The organism is Polynucleobacter asymbioticus (genome assembly GCF_018687575.1).
In the GTDB taxonomy this organism is placed as follows: Bacteria; Pseudomonadota; Gammaproteobacteria; order Burkholderiales; family Burkholderiaceae; genus Polynucleobacter; species Polynucleobacter asymbioticus_C.
On sequence record NZ_CP061297.1, the window covers coordinates 104733 to 119497 of the forward strand.

General features: G+C 44.6%; 16 protein-coding genes and 1 tRNA gene. 7 read left to right on the forward strand and 10 right to left on the reverse strand.

All coding sequences use genetic code 11. From position 1 onward, the window contains the following. Positions 1–87: 87 nt before the first annotated feature. The 3 genes from AOC19_RS00615 to AOC19_RS00625 form a co-directional block, all read right to left on the reverse strand. Positions 88–1245 (reverse strand): phage integrase SAM-like domain-containing protein, encoded by a 1158-nt coding sequence (locus AOC19_RS00615; RefSeq protein WP_215376527.1) that lies wholly within the window; start codon positions 1243–1245, stop codon positions 88–90. 176 nt (positions 1246–1421) lie between these two features. Then, positions 1422–2657 carry a porin gene (locus AOC19_RS00620; RefSeq protein WP_215376530.1) on the reverse strand — a complete coding sequence of 412 codons (1236 nt, stop codon included), beginning with the start codon at positions 2655–2657 and terminating at the stop codon, positions 1422–1424. A 66-nt stretch (positions 2658–2723) separates the two neighbouring features. After that, entirely contained in the window at positions 2724–3251 is a 528-nt protein-coding gene (locus AOC19_RS00625; protein WP_215376532.1) for a hypothetical protein, read from the reverse strand. 173 nt (positions 3252–3424) lie between these two features. On the opposite strand from AOC19_RS00625, the gene AOC19_RS00630 reads away from it, so the two are divergent. After that, positions 3425–3775: a winged helix-turn-helix domain-containing protein gene (locus AOC19_RS00630; protein ID WP_215376535.1), complete on the forward strand. Its 351-nt coding sequence runs from the start codon at positions 3425–3427 to the stop codon at positions 3773–3775. Positions 3776–3788: 13 nt separating this feature from the next. Here the strand turns inward: AOC19_RS00630 and mscL are convergent, their stop codons facing one another. Continuing rightward, positions 3789–4211: a large conductance mechanosensitive channel protein MscL gene (gene mscL / locus AOC19_RS00635; protein ID WP_215376538.1), complete on the reverse strand. Its 423-nt coding sequence runs from the start codon at positions 4209–4211 to the stop codon at positions 3789–3791. Between the two features lie 137 nt (positions 4212–4348). On the opposite strand from mscL, the gene petA reads away from it, so the two are divergent. From petA to AOC19_RS00665, 6 genes are all read left to right on the forward strand, one after another. Next, a complete protein-coding gene (gene petA / locus AOC19_RS00640) occupies positions 4349–4951 on the forward strand; it encodes a ubiquinol-cytochrome c reductase iron-sulfur subunit (protein WP_215376541.1) in 603 nt (200 codons plus the stop codon). A gap of 10 nt (positions 4952–4961) precedes the next feature. Further along, positions 4962–6362, forward strand: a complete 1401-nt coding sequence (locus AOC19_RS00645) for a cytochrome b (RefSeq protein WP_215376544.1) — start codon at positions 4962–4964, stop codon at positions 6360–6362. Between the two features lie 28 nt (positions 6363–6390). Next, positions 6391–7164: a cytochrome c1 gene (locus tag AOC19_RS00650; RefSeq protein WP_251368037.1), complete on the forward strand. Its 774-nt coding sequence runs from the start codon at positions 6391–6393 to the stop codon at positions 7162–7164. Between the two features lie 79 nt (positions 7165–7243). Next, positions 7244–7855 (forward strand): glutathione S-transferase N-terminal domain-containing protein, encoded by a 612-nt coding sequence (locus AOC19_RS00655; RefSeq protein WP_015420301.1) that lies wholly within the window; start codon positions 7244–7246, stop codon positions 7853–7855. A 31-nt stretch (positions 7856–7886) separates the two neighbouring features. After that, the gene (locus tag AOC19_RS00660) at positions 7887–8288 is read left to right on the forward strand and encodes a ClpXP protease specificity-enhancing factor (protein ID WP_215376547.1); all 402 of its coding nucleotides are present in this window, start codon (positions 7887–7889) and stop codon (positions 8286–8288) included. 18 nt (positions 8289–8306) lie between these two features. Beyond that, a tRNA-Thr gene (locus AOC19_RS00665) sits at positions 8307–8382 on the forward strand. Positions 8383–8461: 79 nt separating this feature from the next. Here the strand turns inward: AOC19_RS00665 and AOC19_RS00670 are convergent. From AOC19_RS00670 to hemA, 6 genes are all read right to left on the reverse strand, one after another. Further along, a complete protein-coding gene (locus AOC19_RS00670; RefSeq protein ID WP_215376550.1) occupies positions 8462–9778 on the reverse strand; it encodes an MFS transporter in 1317 nt (438 codons plus the stop codon). 14 nt (positions 9779–9792) lie between these two features. Continuing rightward, positions 9793–11067 (reverse strand): DNA recombination protein RmuC, encoded by a 1275-nt coding sequence (rmuC, locus tag AOC19_RS00675; RefSeq protein WP_215376553.1) that lies wholly within the window; start codon positions 11065–11067, stop codon positions 9793–9795. Between the two features lie 28 nt (positions 11068–11095). Beyond that, positions 11096–11404, reverse strand: coding sequence for a Grx4 family monothiol glutaredoxin (gene grxD / locus AOC19_RS00680; RefSeq protein ID WP_215376557.1), 309 nt, complete (start codon positions 11402–11404; stop codon positions 11096–11098). Between the two features lie 105 nt (positions 11405–11509). Beyond that, the gene (gene prmC / locus AOC19_RS00685) at positions 11510–12328 is read right to left on the reverse strand and encodes a peptide chain release factor N(5)-glutamine methyltransferase (protein WP_251368038.1); all 819 of its coding nucleotides are present in this window, start codon (positions 12326–12328) and stop codon (positions 11510–11512) included. Between the two features lie 40 nt (positions 12329–12368). Beyond that, the gene (gene prfA / locus AOC19_RS00690; protein WP_215376563.1) at positions 12369–13448 is read right to left on the reverse strand and encodes a peptide chain release factor 1; all 1080 of its coding nucleotides are present in this window, start codon (positions 13446–13448) and stop codon (positions 12369–12371) included. Further along, complete coding sequence (hemA, locus tag AOC19_RS00695; RefSeq protein ID WP_215376566.1) at positions 13449–14765, reverse strand: glutamyl-tRNA reductase; 1317 nt, start codon at positions 14763–14765, stop codon at positions 13449–13451.

The following is a 14765-nucleotide window of genomic DNA, read 5'->3' on the forward strand; positions in this document are numbered from 1 at the left end:
GCATCAAATTAACCCACTGCTGAAACGCAGTGGGTTTTTTATCGCCTATATAGGTGCTTAGTTTATTAAAATAGCTAATTATGGACGCTACTGCTTCACGGATGTTCTTTTAGATTGAAGCATTTCAATATTCATCTCAGCAGTTAGATTCGATGAATAAAATCGCTCTATCATTTCTACCGACGTTCTGGCATTTCTTGCAAGAGTAAGCAGGTCGATTCCCTGACCATATAGAAGCCTGAATGTAATCGCTGTATGTCTGAGGCTATATAGCGTCCTTGTTTGACCCTCTTGACCAATAGTGCCGCCACTCTTTTTAAGAATTTTTCTAAAATGAGACGTAATTAGCTGAATTGCTCCAGCCCTATCTTTTGCTTCGGGTAGAAATAGGTAGTCTTCACTTTTACCGTATCCTCTAGATGCTTGATAACGCTTTAATCTCTCGTAGATAAAAGCGCCAGCTCTTAGGGTAACTATCTGACCAGTATGAGACTTTGTTTTTGGCAAACTTAATCTTAAATAGGTATTAGCCCCTAAAATCATCTCAACATGCTTGTGTTTAATGATTTTTATATCTACTGGCCTGACAAATGAATTCACCATAAATTGTATGAGCCAAGTCATTTCCATCGGGACCGTATCACGATGCATATATGCCCCACCAGAAGTTACTCGATGGTTATTCGGTACGGTATGGCAAGTTCTAGAGAGCTGCCTACTAGCTTGCAAGATTTTCCTATACTCTTTGCATGTAAAGCTCCCCCTTGGAGTGCTTTTGGCTTTAATTTTTGGGAAAAGAGGTATCTTATAAATCCACTCTAACTCTAGTGCAATTTGTAGGATTCTTTTCAGTAGACCTAGATATTGTTTAATTGTTATTGGTTTAATGTCTTTTGAATTTAAAAAATTCACGAATTGAGCCACGGTACTGTAGTCAATTTCAATGATATTTATACCGGTAAAAAATGGAAGAAGTTTTGACTTAAGTCGACTTTGAAACATTCCAAGGGTCTGGGCGGTAATTTCACCCCGGGAATGCTTGGCAATCTCCCTTCTGAGTGCAATTTTTACTGCGTCGTCAAAAATGATTGGGTTAGGCTTCGCTATAAATTCAGAAAGAAATTGAGAGGACTTCTGAGATGGCTTGGCTACCAAGTATTCAATATTTATCGGATTGACCGCTCCGATGCAGTCATCATTGGCTGCATTGCATTTGATATGGGGATGCAAATAAATACTTATCATTTTTAATTATAAATTTGATGTATTTATACAACCCAACAAAATGATTTCATACGAGTATTTGTAATGATTGGCAATAATAGTTATAAGATTGACACTAAAAAAATTTAATAAAAAAACCACCCCGAAGGGTGGTTTTTAAGAAGACCTAATTCTGACTAGCTTACGCTAGCGTTAAATTAGAAAGTGTGACGTACGCCAACACCGTAGCTTGAGCCACCTTCAGACATGGCAACACCAGAGCTAGATACTTGTGTTGAGCCGAAAATTGCATACATGTTTGTACGCTTGCTCAACCAGTAGTTAGAACCCAACTGGTAACCAGTGAAGTTTTGGCTAGCTGAACTCTTAACTGCTAAGGCTGCTGCAGATTGTGCAAGGTTCTGGCCTTCAAAACGGCCTGTACCGGCAGATGCCCAAGCTTCGATTGTTGGAGTTACGAAGCTACGAACACCAATTTGCTGAGCAGTACGTTGTAAGTAGCTGCTTGGTGTAGCTTGGTTTGAGTACTTTGCTGAAATATAGCCAGCGTATGCCTTCAAGATACCAAAGTCATAAGTTGCACCGTAGTACTGTTGAGCCATATTGATTGCTGTACCTAATGGGTTAGCTGGCAAGTTAGCTGCGGCAGTGCTGGCTGAAGCTGGCAATGCTGGACCAGTAGTTTGCTGAGCTGTCCAGTTTGAAGAGCTTGAATTCTGGATTGCTGCATCAACGTTTAACTTGTTCCATACATAGTTAACACCAGCGCCCCATGCATTGTTGTTGGTAGAGCCACCAGCAGCTGCGGTCTGATTTGTATCAGTGTTGTTATTGTTGTAGATAGCGTTTACCTGAAAGCCAGCAATTCGATCAGTCATTAATGTCAAAGCATTGTTGTAACGAACTGTGTATGAAGTAGCTGTTTGACCTGAACCCTGTGAAGCATTAGTTGCGTAAATTACGTTACCCAACATGTTGTTTTGCTGACCTGGGTCTGTACGACCAACTGCCATGTGGATTGGGGTGTACTGAGTACCGATTGCAGCTTGACCAATACCATTCTTTTTCAAACCAACAAATGTTTGACGGTTAGCTAAACCATTGCCGTATGTGCCAGATAGTGTTGCATCTGTTGGCGAGAGTTGAAATTCAGCCGTGAAGAAAGCAGACATGCCGCCGCCTAAATCTTCAGTGCCGCGGAAGCCTAAACGTGAAGTTTGCTCAGAGCCTTCGCCAGAGAAACGTGTTTGATTAGATTTACCACCAGCTACTGGGTTTTGAACTGCTGTGCTTGTTGATGAAGCAGCAGTACCACGTGTTGTTACACCTTGAAAACCAACGTCCAAGATACCGTATACGGTTACTGATGACTGAGCTTGAGCTGCTGACGCAAATGCGCCGATTGCTGCAACTGCTAATAGCGATTTTTTCATTCTTTAAATCTCCATAAACTAAGGGATGAAGATTTAAAGATTTTTTGACGCTGTTTTTATTTAAGACTAGCGCCGCATTCTTCGATATAGATGATTTGAGAGCTTGATGGTGTATAAAAAGAAAATAGCCCCAGAAATATTCGACGCTAGAGTGTTGATGATCAGAGCGCTCGAAACTTGATTATCGTTATAAAAAATGTATGAAAACCTCAATAATGAAGTAACCATGCCGTTTAAAGCAATTAGATAAAAAAGCTGAAGAGGACTTACTCCGCTAAATGAATCACTTATGGTGGCTAGCTTTTGCCATAACTTGTAAGAAAATAGAGCGGCAGAGGACGATAGTAGCGCTAACCAGATGGCATCGTTTGGTTCGTAATCACGCCAAAGGATGCTTGAAAATGCATTTCCAAAAAAGATGCCGAAGAATCCAACATAGCCAAATAATATAACTGCCAGCAATCTTAGGCCTGCCAATAAATATACTGAATAAAGAAATTTTTCAGATTTAAGAAAATGAAGTGCTTCATGATTAATAAAATCACAAATACTCCAGATTACTGCTATGCAGATAACAGTTAAAGCTTGGATCATTTTTTCTTGATTTATTAATCGATATTGGTAATTACAGATAATTCTAATTTGAATCAAGAAAATACACACAGTGGGGGGTAACCCTGAAAGCCTTTTAAAAAAATCGGACCTGCGTGAGGTTTGGTTTAAAGTAAGGGAATAAGAAAATAAAAAACAAGTAGCTGGAGGCAAATATGCAATCTTCTTTACTCAATGATGCGTATCTCAGATTTACGCAATTGCTGGAGGCCCTAGAGGCATCCCCATCTTTTCCAAAGTTGGATCATGTTGAGAAAAAATTACTCGAATTTATTGTCACCCATGAAAAGCAGGGTAAGCCACTCTTAGTTGGGGATGTGATTTATGCAAATGACATAGGATCCCCTGCCACCCTGCATAGGCGTATTGCATATTTAGAAAAGCAGGATCTTATTCGCTATGGTCCCGACACTGACGGTCGTAAAAAGTGTATTGAGCTGACACCCAAGGCTCGAGACTATTGGGCTAAGCTGAGCAAATGCGTTATCAAGGCGGCTGGGAAGTAGGCTTCCCGCCCTTCTATCTCTTGAGGCTATCCCGAATTTCCCTCAGCAGCACAATATCTTCTGGTGTAGGAGGTGCTGGAGGGGCATCCATTGCCCTAACTCTATTGACTAACTTCACCATCTGAAAGATGACAAAAGCTAAAAGGATGAAGTTAATTGAGATTGTGATGAAGTTCCCATAGGCAAAAATTGGTATTCCTGCCTTTTTAAGAGCATCAAAGGTGCGTGGAACGCCTTCTGGAATCTTGCCCAAAACGAGGAAGAGATTGGTGAAGTCAATATGACCCCCCAGGAGGGTCGAAATGACGGGCATAACAATGTCATTTACGAGTGAGTCAACAATCTTGCCAAAGGCCCCGCCAATAATGACACCAACGGCCAAATCAATGACGTTACCCTTGACCGCAAAGTCCCGAAATTCCTTTAAAACAGCCATAAATCCCTCTCTTTTCTAATTCGTTGGGATTATCTCAAGATTAACCCCATAACTTTCTTGCATACCCCACTTTTTACTTTAAAATCTTACCTTTAAGCAATTTCCATCTAAAAATGCTCTATCAAGGAATTCTGTAAATGAGTGACAAGCCCTGTATGGATAAGGATCGTCGTAATTGGTTGATCGCGACCTCGGCGGTCGGTGGTGTTGGTGCAGCCGCAGCCCTTTACCCTTTTGTGAACAGTTTTGAGCCTTCCGAGCGTGCAAAAGCCGCTGGAGCCGCTGTTGAAATTGATATCTCTGGCATGCAGCCAGATGAGATGCGTATGGTTGAGTGGCGCGGTAAGCCAGTTTGGGTTGTGCGTCGCACGCCTGAGCAAGTTGCCGAACTGTCTAAAATTGATTCTGAGCTTGCAGACCCTGATTCTTTAAGGGATCCAGCCCAATTTACTCCTCCTTATGCCCAGAACCAATGGCGTTCAATTAAGCCTGAGTACCTTGTTGTAGTGGGTATTTGCACCCATTTAGGCTGCTCTCCAACAGCGAAATTTGAGTCAGGTCCACAGCCTTCTTTACCAAATACTTGGCCAGGCGGCTTCTTGTGCCCATGTCATGGCTCTACATTTGATATGGCAGGCCGCGTATTTAAGAACAAACCAGCCCCAGACAATATGGAAGTACCGCCACATATGTATTTGAGCGATACCAAGATTCTGGTTGGCGAAGATAAGAAGGCCTAAGGAGAGATAAATGGCATTTCACGAAAAAGAAGTCCCAGCAAACGCTTCAGGCGCACAAAAGCTCATGGCTTGGGTGGATTCACGCTTGCCAGTAACAGAAGCGTTTAAGCGTCACATGAGCGAGTACTACGCTCCTAAAAACCTGAATTTCTTCTATATTTTTGGTGCGTTAGCAATTGTTGTATTGGCAATTCAGATCATTACCGGCATTTTCTTGGTAATGAACTACAAACCAGATGCAGCGAAAGCATTTGAATCAGTTGAATACATCATGCGTGAAGTACCATGGGGTTGGTTGATCCGCTACATGCACTCCACTGGCGCTTCAATGTTCTTTGTTGTTGTGTACATGCACATGTTCCGTGGCTTGATCTACGGTTCATATCGTAAGCCACGTGAATTGATTTGGATCTTCGGTTGCGCAATTTTCTTGTGCCTCATGGGTGAAGCATTCTTTGGCTACTTGCTCCCATGGGGTCAAATGTCCTATTGGGGTGCTCAAGTGATCGTAAACTTGTTCTCTGCTATCCCATTAATTGGTCCAGATCTTTCTTTGTGGTTACGTGGTGACTACGTAGTTGGCGATGCAACACTAAATCGCTTCTTTGCATTCCATGTCATTGCGATTCCATTGGTGTTGATTGGATTAGTTGCCGCTCACATTCTTGCTTTGCATGAAGTTGGTTCAAACAATCCAGATGGCGTTGAAATTAAAGACACGCTTGATGCAAATGGTCATCCAGTAGATGGCATCCCATTCCATCCTTATTACAGCGTCCATGACGTCATGTATTTGGGCGGATTCTTGATGGTATTTGCTTGCATCGTATTCTTTGCACCGGAGATGGGCGGTTACTTCCTCGAGGCAAATAACTTTATCCCTGCAAATCCATTTGTAACTCCAACACACATTGCACCGGTTTGGTATTTCACACCGTTCTACTCCATGTTGCGTGCAACGACTTCTAACTTCCTATTGCCGTTGTGGATTTTCTTGGCAGTGATTTTAGGAATGTTTGCCCTGAAGTCTAAAGATCTTAGGGTCAAAGGTGCATGTGCTGCAATTGCAGTAGTGTTAGCTGCTGGCTTCTATGCATTTGATGCGAAGTTCTGGGGTGTTGTGATCATGGGTGGTTCTGTTGTGATCCTGTTCTTCTTGCCATGGTTAGATCACTCCCCAGTGAAGTCTATTCGTTACCGTCCGAAGTTCCATAAATACATCTATGGAGTATTTATTGTGAGCTTCGTGATCTTGGGTTATTTAGGTATCGAGCCACCATCACCAGTATTTGAAAAGATTTCTCAGATTTGCACTATTTATTATCTGGGCTTCTTCTTAGCAATGCCTTTCTGGAGCAAGCTTGGCACGTTCAAGCCAGTTCCAACTCGCGTTACTTTTAAGTCCCATTAATTCAGATACCGAGAAATTAGGAACTAGTATGAAACGAATTCTGCAAACTTTGATGGGCATCTGCCAAGCAACTGTTCTAGTTGCTGCCCTAGGCTTTGGCGTAAGTGCTAATGCCAGTGAAGGCGGCTTTCCATTGGATAAAGCGCCAGATCGCGTCAGTAACAACGCATCTCTACAAAATGGTGCCAAGTTGTTTGTAAACTATTGCTTGAACTGTCACTCAGCTACCAGCATGCGTTACAACCGCTTGCGTGATATCGGCCTGACTGATCAGCAAATCAAAGATAACTTGATTTTTACTGATGCTAAGGTTGGTGATCTGATGACGATCTCCATGACACCAAAAGAAGGTAAAGCGTTCTTCGGTAAAACTCCGCCTGACTTATCTGTAGAGGCGCGCGCACGTGGCACCGATTGGCTCTATACCTATTTCCGTACTTTCTACAAAGACGACACTACTCAAACCGGGTGGAATAACTTGGTATATCCAAACGTTGGTATGCCACATGTTCTATGGGAGCTGCAGGGTGAGCGTGCTGCGAAATTTGAAGAGCGCAAAGATCCACATGATGCAACCCGCATGGAAAAGGTATTTGTTGGTTTTGAGCAGTTGACGCCTGGAACCATGAAGCCACAAGAGTATGACGACAACATGGCTGACTTAGTTGCCTTCATGTCATGGATGGCTGAGCCAGTACAACTAGAGCGCAAGCGTCTGGGTGTGATTGTGCTGATCTTCTTGGCAATCTTTACGCTCTTAGCTTCACGTTTGAATAAGGCTTACTGGAAAGACATTCACTAAGCCAAGGTTTTCTAAGATTTAAAGTCGCAGTTGTTTGTGCGTTTGTTGTATTGAAGTAGATATTTAAGGAAATAAATTTATGATGGTGTTGTACTCGGGCACAAACTGCCCATTCTCGCAACGCTGCCGTTTGGTGCTTTTCGAAAAAGGCATGGACTTTGAGATCCGTGATGTTGACTTGTTTAACAAGCCAGAAGATATCTCGGTGATGAACCCTTATGGCCAAGTGCCAATCTTGGTTGAGCGCGACTTGATTTTGTATGAGTCAAACATCATCAATGAATATATTGATGAGCGTTTCCCTCATCCACAATTAATGCCGCCTGATCCAGTTGCTCGCGCACGCGCACGCCTCTTCCTCTTCAATTTTGAGAAAGAATTGTTTGTACACGTTGCAGCCTTGGAGAACGAAAAAGGTAAGGCAGCAGAGAAGTCTCACGAAAAGGCTCGTTTGGCTATTCGTGATCGCCTAACTCAGCTGGCACCTATTTTTGTGAAGAACAAGTACATGCTGGGTGAAGAGTTTTCTATGCTTGATGTGGCTATAGCTCCATTACTATGGCGTTTAGAGCATTACGGCATTGACCTCTCGCGCAATGCAGCCCCTCTCTTGAAGTACGCTGAGCGTATTTTCAGTAGACCTGCTTATATCGAGGCTTTAACGCCTTCAGAAAAGGTAATGCGTCGCTAAGCGGCTCATTGTCCATGCTGGCAAGATAAGCATGTCTGATATCCCAAGCAATAAACCTTACCTAATCCGTGCCCTACATCAGTGGTGCACGGATTTTGGTTTTACACCCTTCATGGCAGTTTTTGTTGATGAAAACGTCGAAGTGCCCATGGAGTTTGTGAAGAATAATGAAATCGTTCTCAATCTTTCTCTTGAGGCCTGTCATCAGCTCAATTTAGACAATGACTGGATTAGCTTCCAGGCAAGATTTGGCGGAGTCCCAAGAAAAATCATGGTTCCAGTAAGCCATGTTTTAGCTATCTATGCCCGTGAAAATGGCCAGGGCATGTCCTTTCCATTTGATGCTAGCCAGTCAGTTAAACCTCAAGATTCGGATCCCGAGAATCCTGAAAAACCAAAAGCTGGCAGACCTTCCTTAACGATTGTGAAATAGGTTAAAATATTATCCGTTGCCCCTTTAGCTCATCTGGTAGAGCAACTGATTTGTAATCAGTAGGTGGTCTGTTCGAGTCGGACAAGGGGCACCAAAAATTTAAAAAAACCTAAGTTCTCGCGAATTTAGGTTTTTTCTTTTTATGGGATCCAATAAAGCATATTGCAAAGAATTTAATTCAGTAGATTCGTTTTTCTAGTTTCCGGCAAATAGAGTATTGCCACAATTGCACCGCTAGCCAAGAATATAGTCGGATACCAGAGTCCTGCAATGCTACTTTCCCAGTATTGATTCAACCAGGTCACAATTAAAGGAAGCAGTCCACCAATCCAGCCTGCAGCTAAGTTATGTGGAAGAGTGGCTGCACTATTTCTGGTTTTAGCTGGAAATAATTCTGCAAGAAGGGCTGTTTGTGGCCCAACCACTAGTGCCAGGATTGCTGATAAAGCAATTAAGATTAGGCTTATCAATAGAGTGGATTCACCATTAGCTTGCAGAAGATGAAATGCCGGCAGTATTAGTGCGGCTCCCAAGATCAGACCACTGACTACAACAGGTTTTCTACCAACCTTGTCTGAGAGCCATCCTGCGAATACGGTGAGGGGTAGCAGAGCAACTGTTGCATAAACGCTTAACTGGTCAACTACTTGTGGTGCAAGCTTTACGGTAGTTTTCAGAAAGATCGAGGTGTAGACCTGCACGCAGAAAAAAAGTACTGCGCCACCAGCAGATATGCAGAAGAAAAGTAGAAACATTCTCTTTCTGGTTTCAGGATCTTTGAGATTGTCTCGTAATGGGCTCTTGGATTGAGATTCTGTTTTACTGAGCTGCAAGTAGATCGGCGTTTCCTCTAAAGCCATGCGCGCTTTAAATGCAATCAATAAAAGAATGAGAGAAACCCAAAATGGCACACGCCAGCCCCAAGATAGAAATTCTTCTGGAGTCAGGTAGAGCTGAAGCAGGGCAATTTGTAAGGTGGATACCAGGATCCCCAGCGGCCCCATCAGTTGTAAAAAGCTTGTCTTAAAACCACGATTAGAGTCGCCAGCATGCTCTGTTAGGTAGACTGCGCTTCCTCCAATTTCACCGCCGGCTGAAAGGCCTTGAAGCAATCTTAAGCTGACTAGCATGGTGGGCGCCCATATTCCAACTTGAGCATAGGTCGGCAAAAAACCAACGCAGACCGTTGCGATACCCATGAGGGTAATGGTGATCATAAAAACAGGACGGCGCCCAATACGGTCACCAATGCTGCCGAATATGGCCGCACCAATGGGCCTTACCACCATACCTACCCCAAAGGTTGCTAGGCTGGCTAATAAGGCTGTGCTGGGATCACTAGACGGAAAAAAGAGTGGACCAAAAACTACAGCCAGAGTGGCAAAAGTAAGAAAGTCATACCACTCTAGAAATGTTCCAAAGCAGGCTGCGATGGCAACTTTTCTATAGGAATGAGATGGGGCTTGAGAGTCTGATGCTGTAGCAGTCAATTTTTGTTCTGCGTTTATTCTGGATCTGTTGAAGATTCAATCAGGGGTGCAGGGATGTTTTTACTAGGCTTAACGCCAAGCTCGCGCACCTTCTCAGCGGTACGAATCAGATTACCCTTACCTGATTTCAGTTTATTAAAGGCATCGTGATAACTGGTTTGTGCTTGATCTAGACGTTGACCTAGTTTTTCAAGATCATCTACAAAACCAACAAATTTATCGTAGAGCGTGCCACATTGTTTTGCAATTTCTAAGGCGTTGCGATTTTGGTGATCCTGACGCCATAAGTGAGCAACGGTACGCAGTGTGGCCATCAAGGTGCTGGGGCATACCAGCACAATGTTCTTCGCTAGCGCTTCTTGGTAAAGGTTGGGTGCAGTTTTTAGGGCCAATAGAAAAGCTGGCTCGATGGGCACAAACATCAAGACAAAATCTACCGAGCCAATGCCATATAAAGAACTGTAGTTCTTGCTCGAGAGCCCCTGAATATGTTGTCTTAGCGACTGGATGTGTGCAGCCAACTCTTGTTCTGAGACTATCGGATCGGTTGCTTCAGCATGGCGTGAATATGCTGTGATGGAAACCTTGCTATCGACCACCAAACTCCTGCCTTCCGGCAATTTAACAACAACGTCTGGTTGAAGGCGTGAGCCATCAGTCTGGGTATGGCTGTCTTGAACAAGATATTCTTCGCCCTTGCGCAAGCCTGAAGATTCAAGGATGGACTCGAGAACCAATTCACCCCAATTGCCTTGTACTTTCGAATCGCCCTTGAGCGCTTGGGTCAGCGAACGCGTTTCATCTGACATACGTAAATTTAGATTAGCTAGACGCTCGATCTCGCTCTTGAGGGCAAAGCGTTCACGTGCTTCATTACCGTAGGAGGTATTTACCTGCTCTTTAAATTCTGAAAGCTTGTTTTGCAGTGGTTTGAGTAATGCATCTAGATTGGCAACATTTTGTTCGGTGAAGCGCTTCGACTTATCTTCCAGAATTTCATTAGCTAAATTTTTGAACTGATTGGTCAGCGCTTCTTTAGCCTCATTGAGGGATTCAATTCTGCCAAGACCTTGCTTGCGCTCGGAATCTAGCTCCGCCTCGAGGCGAATTGCATTTTGTAAGGCCTGGTCTCTTTCAGAGCGCAGGCTGATAGTAAGGGCTGCTTCAGTTTGCGCTTCTTGTTCGCTACGCTGCAGCGCGGACCTCAGATTGAGCGCGTAAACCAAAAGGCCTGCGCATAAACCGAATGGCAGGCCAAAAAGGAGTAGGGCGCTGAAATCAAAAGTCACAAATACAGTCTATGCAAGCTATGAAGTCTTAGCCTTGAACTAACTTTTGCAATTCACCGCTTTGGAACATCTCAGTCATGATGTCAGAGCCACCAATGAATTCACCATTGATATAGAGCTGAGGAATGGTTGGCCAGTTAGCAAATTCTTTAATACCCTGACGAATTTCTGCATCCTCTAATACGTTCACTGTATGTAGCTTGTCTACGCCACAAGTGCGCAGAATATTGACTGCATTTCCAGAGAAACCACATTGTGGAAATTGAGCATTGCCCTTCATGAACAATACAACGGGATGGCTGCTAACGATTTCTTGAATTTTTGCTTGGGTATCCATAATTTTCTTCCTGAATTAGCGCTGTAAGGCGATCTTGAATTGCAATTAACAATGAGGGTAATTTTAAGGCTATCTGCAGAAAAGGGTTAATTCCCTTTATGGGTTTTAGAGCCTTTTTCGTCCAGAGGCTGCACGGCAGTGGCCCGCCAAATCGAGATGAGCCTGCACATCTATTAGGCCTGCTTCTTTCATAAGCTCTAGCACCGCTTGAGATTGATCAAAGCCATGCTCGACGGCAATCAAGCCACCAGCTTTCAGATATTGATCTGCCCCGGCAATAATGACCTCTAGGCAGCTCAGCCCGCTAGCGTAATCGGTCAGCGCAGATTCAGGCTCAAATCGGAGATCCCCCTGGGTGAGATGGGGGTCTTGGTTAGCGATATAGGGCGGATTGCTGACAATGACATCAAATTGGTTTCCTTGGACTAGCGCCTCGTACCAACTGCCCTGTGAAAACTGGACTCGATCCGTCAGGTTGAGGAATTCAGCATTTTGCTTGGCGATACCCAGAGCATGTTCTGATTGATCTGTTGCAAACAGTAACGCCAGAGGCGCAGCACTAGCAATCGAGAGGGCAATAGCGCCAGAGCCGGTGCCGAGGTCCAATACCTTGGTAGCCCTGTTGAGCTTGGTGATATCGGTAAGAGCAATCTCTACCAGGAGCTCGGTTTCTGGGCGGGGAATCAGTACTCCAGGCCCTACCTGTAACTCAATATTATGAAAACCCTTCTTACCCAAGATATAAGCGATGGGCTCACCATGCAATCTTCTGGAGACTAGACTTTCCCATTCTTCAAAGGCTTGCTCATTCAGGCCCATATCGTCGCGCGATAGGAGGGCAGAACGTGGGAGTTGATAGTGCTTCTCTAGTAAGTGGGCTAGCAATATCCGCGCCTCATTGACTGGCAATGCGCAGTTGCTCATTAATTCTCGTAAAGACTGGCTAATACTCATCCTACCTACATTAACTATCACCAAGTGCTGCAAGAAGCTCTGCTTGATGTTCTGATGCCAAAGCATTGCACAGGTCGTCTAAATCTCCATCCATCATGGCATCAATCTTATAGAGCGTGAGATTAATACGATGATCAGTAATGCGACCTTGCGGAAAGTTGTAAGTACGAATTCGGTCGCTACGATCACCAGAACCAATCAGAGACTTTCTGGTTTGGGCTTCGAGCTGATGTTTCTCGCGTTCACGCGCATCCATGATGCGTGATACCAGCACTTTCATCGCTTGTTCACGGTTACGGTGTTGGCTACGGTCATCCTGACACTCAACTACTGTGCCCGTGGGTAAGTGCGTGATACGTACTGCAGAATCTGTTTTATTAATATGCTGGCCACCAGCACCTGATGCTCTAAAAGTATCAATACGCAGTTCAGCGGGATTAATTTTGACTGCCTCTAATTCATCTGCCTCGGGCATCACTGCCACTGTACAAGCAGATGTATGTATACGACCTTGGGTTTCTGTTTGGGGTACACGTTGCACGCGGTGACCACCAGATTCAAATTTGAGGCGCGAGTAAACGGATTGACCAACCAAGCGAAGAACAACTTCTTTGTATCCACCAAGATCAGATTCGGCGGCATTTACCACTTCCACCTTCCAGCCTTGACGCTCAGCGAAGCGCGTATACATCCTCAATAAGTCGCCAGCAAAGAGGGCGCTCTCATCACCACCCGTACCCGCACGAATTTCTAAGAAGACGTTGCGCTCGTCATTCACATCTTTAGGTAATAGTAGTTTTTGAAGTACGCCCTCAAGCTCCTCCATAGTAGCCTGAGCTTGCTTCTGTTCGTCATCGGCAAAGTCTTTCATCTCCGGATCTTTGCGCATCTCTTCAGCGGCTTGAGCATCAGCCTCAGCTTGTTTGTATAAGCCAAACTGCTCAACTACCATCGCAATATCAGAATGCTCACGCGTGAGCTTCCGATAGTTGTCCATGTCCTTCGTGGACTCTTCGGTAGTTAATAGGGAATTGAGTTCGGCTAAGCGCGTGTCTAGGTGGTCTAGCTTAGCCCGCATGCTGGGCTTCATCTAATGGTCTTCTGGCTTGGAGTGCGAGGCGAACAATTTGGGAAGCAACTTAATCAGGGCGTCACGCTCAGCGCCATTAGAGTGTTGTAAAGCATGTAGTGAGCCATGCAAGAACTTATTGGTTAAGCCTTGAGCCATCGCATTAAGAACTTCTTGGGGATCCTCGCCACGCATCAATCGTTTCATGGCGCGATCGAGTTCGAGCTGTCTGAGATGTTCACCTTGTTGCTGAATATCCTGAATCAATGGCACAGTCTTGCGACCCTGCATCCAATGCATAAAACTACCAACGCGATCTTCAATGATCGCTTCAGCTTGGCTTACAGCAGCTTGGCGTAGAGACGTTCCCGTTTGAATCATGACGCCTAAATCATCGACTGTATAAAGATAAATGTCATTTAAACGAGCAATCTCAGGCTCAAAGTCACGAGGTACCGCTAAGTCAATCATCACCATCGGTTTATGGCGACGTTGCTTCAGAGCGCTCTCCACCATTCCCAAGCCAATGATCGGAAGCGATGAGGCAGTGCTTGAAATAATGATGTCGAATTCATGTAATCGTGAAGGTAATTCTGAAAGCTTGAATGATTCCGCCTCAACATCTTGAATTGAAATCGAATCTGCTAATTCTTGGCCACGCTCAATGGTGCGATTAGCAATTGCAACGGCCTTGGGTTTACGTGCCACAAAATGGGTTGCACATAAAGTGATCATATCGCCAGCACCGATAAACAGAACACGTTGATCAGCAATACTTTCAAAAATACGTTCGGCTAATCGAACTGAGGCAGCTGCCATCGAGATTGAATGAGCGCCAATTTCTGTAGAGCCACGAACTTCTTTGGCAACGGCAAAAGTTTTCTGAAAGAGTTGATTGAGATAAGTACCAAGGACGCCTGCATCATTTGCAGTGCGCACAGCATCTTTCATCTGACCCAAAATTTGGGTTTCACCAATCACCATGGAATCCAATCCACAGGCAACCCGAAAGGCGTGACGTACCGCATCAGATTGCGGTAGTGAATAAATATGCGGCTCCAAACTGCTTGGAGCAAGTTGTTGGGTTTTGGCTAGCCAGTCAAACGTTGCTTCATGCAAAAGACTTGCAGCGTCTGCGTCATTAGCGGCGCAATAGACTTCAGTGCGATTGCAGGTCGACAAAATAGTGGCCTCAGGCAGGCCGGCCTGATTCGCGCCAACGAGATGTTGGCGAAGATCATGCAACGCTTCTTGAAGAAATTCGGGGTCAAAGGCGACCTTTTCCCGAATGGCGACCGGCGCTGTGTGATGATTGATGCCGAGTGTCAACAACTTCAT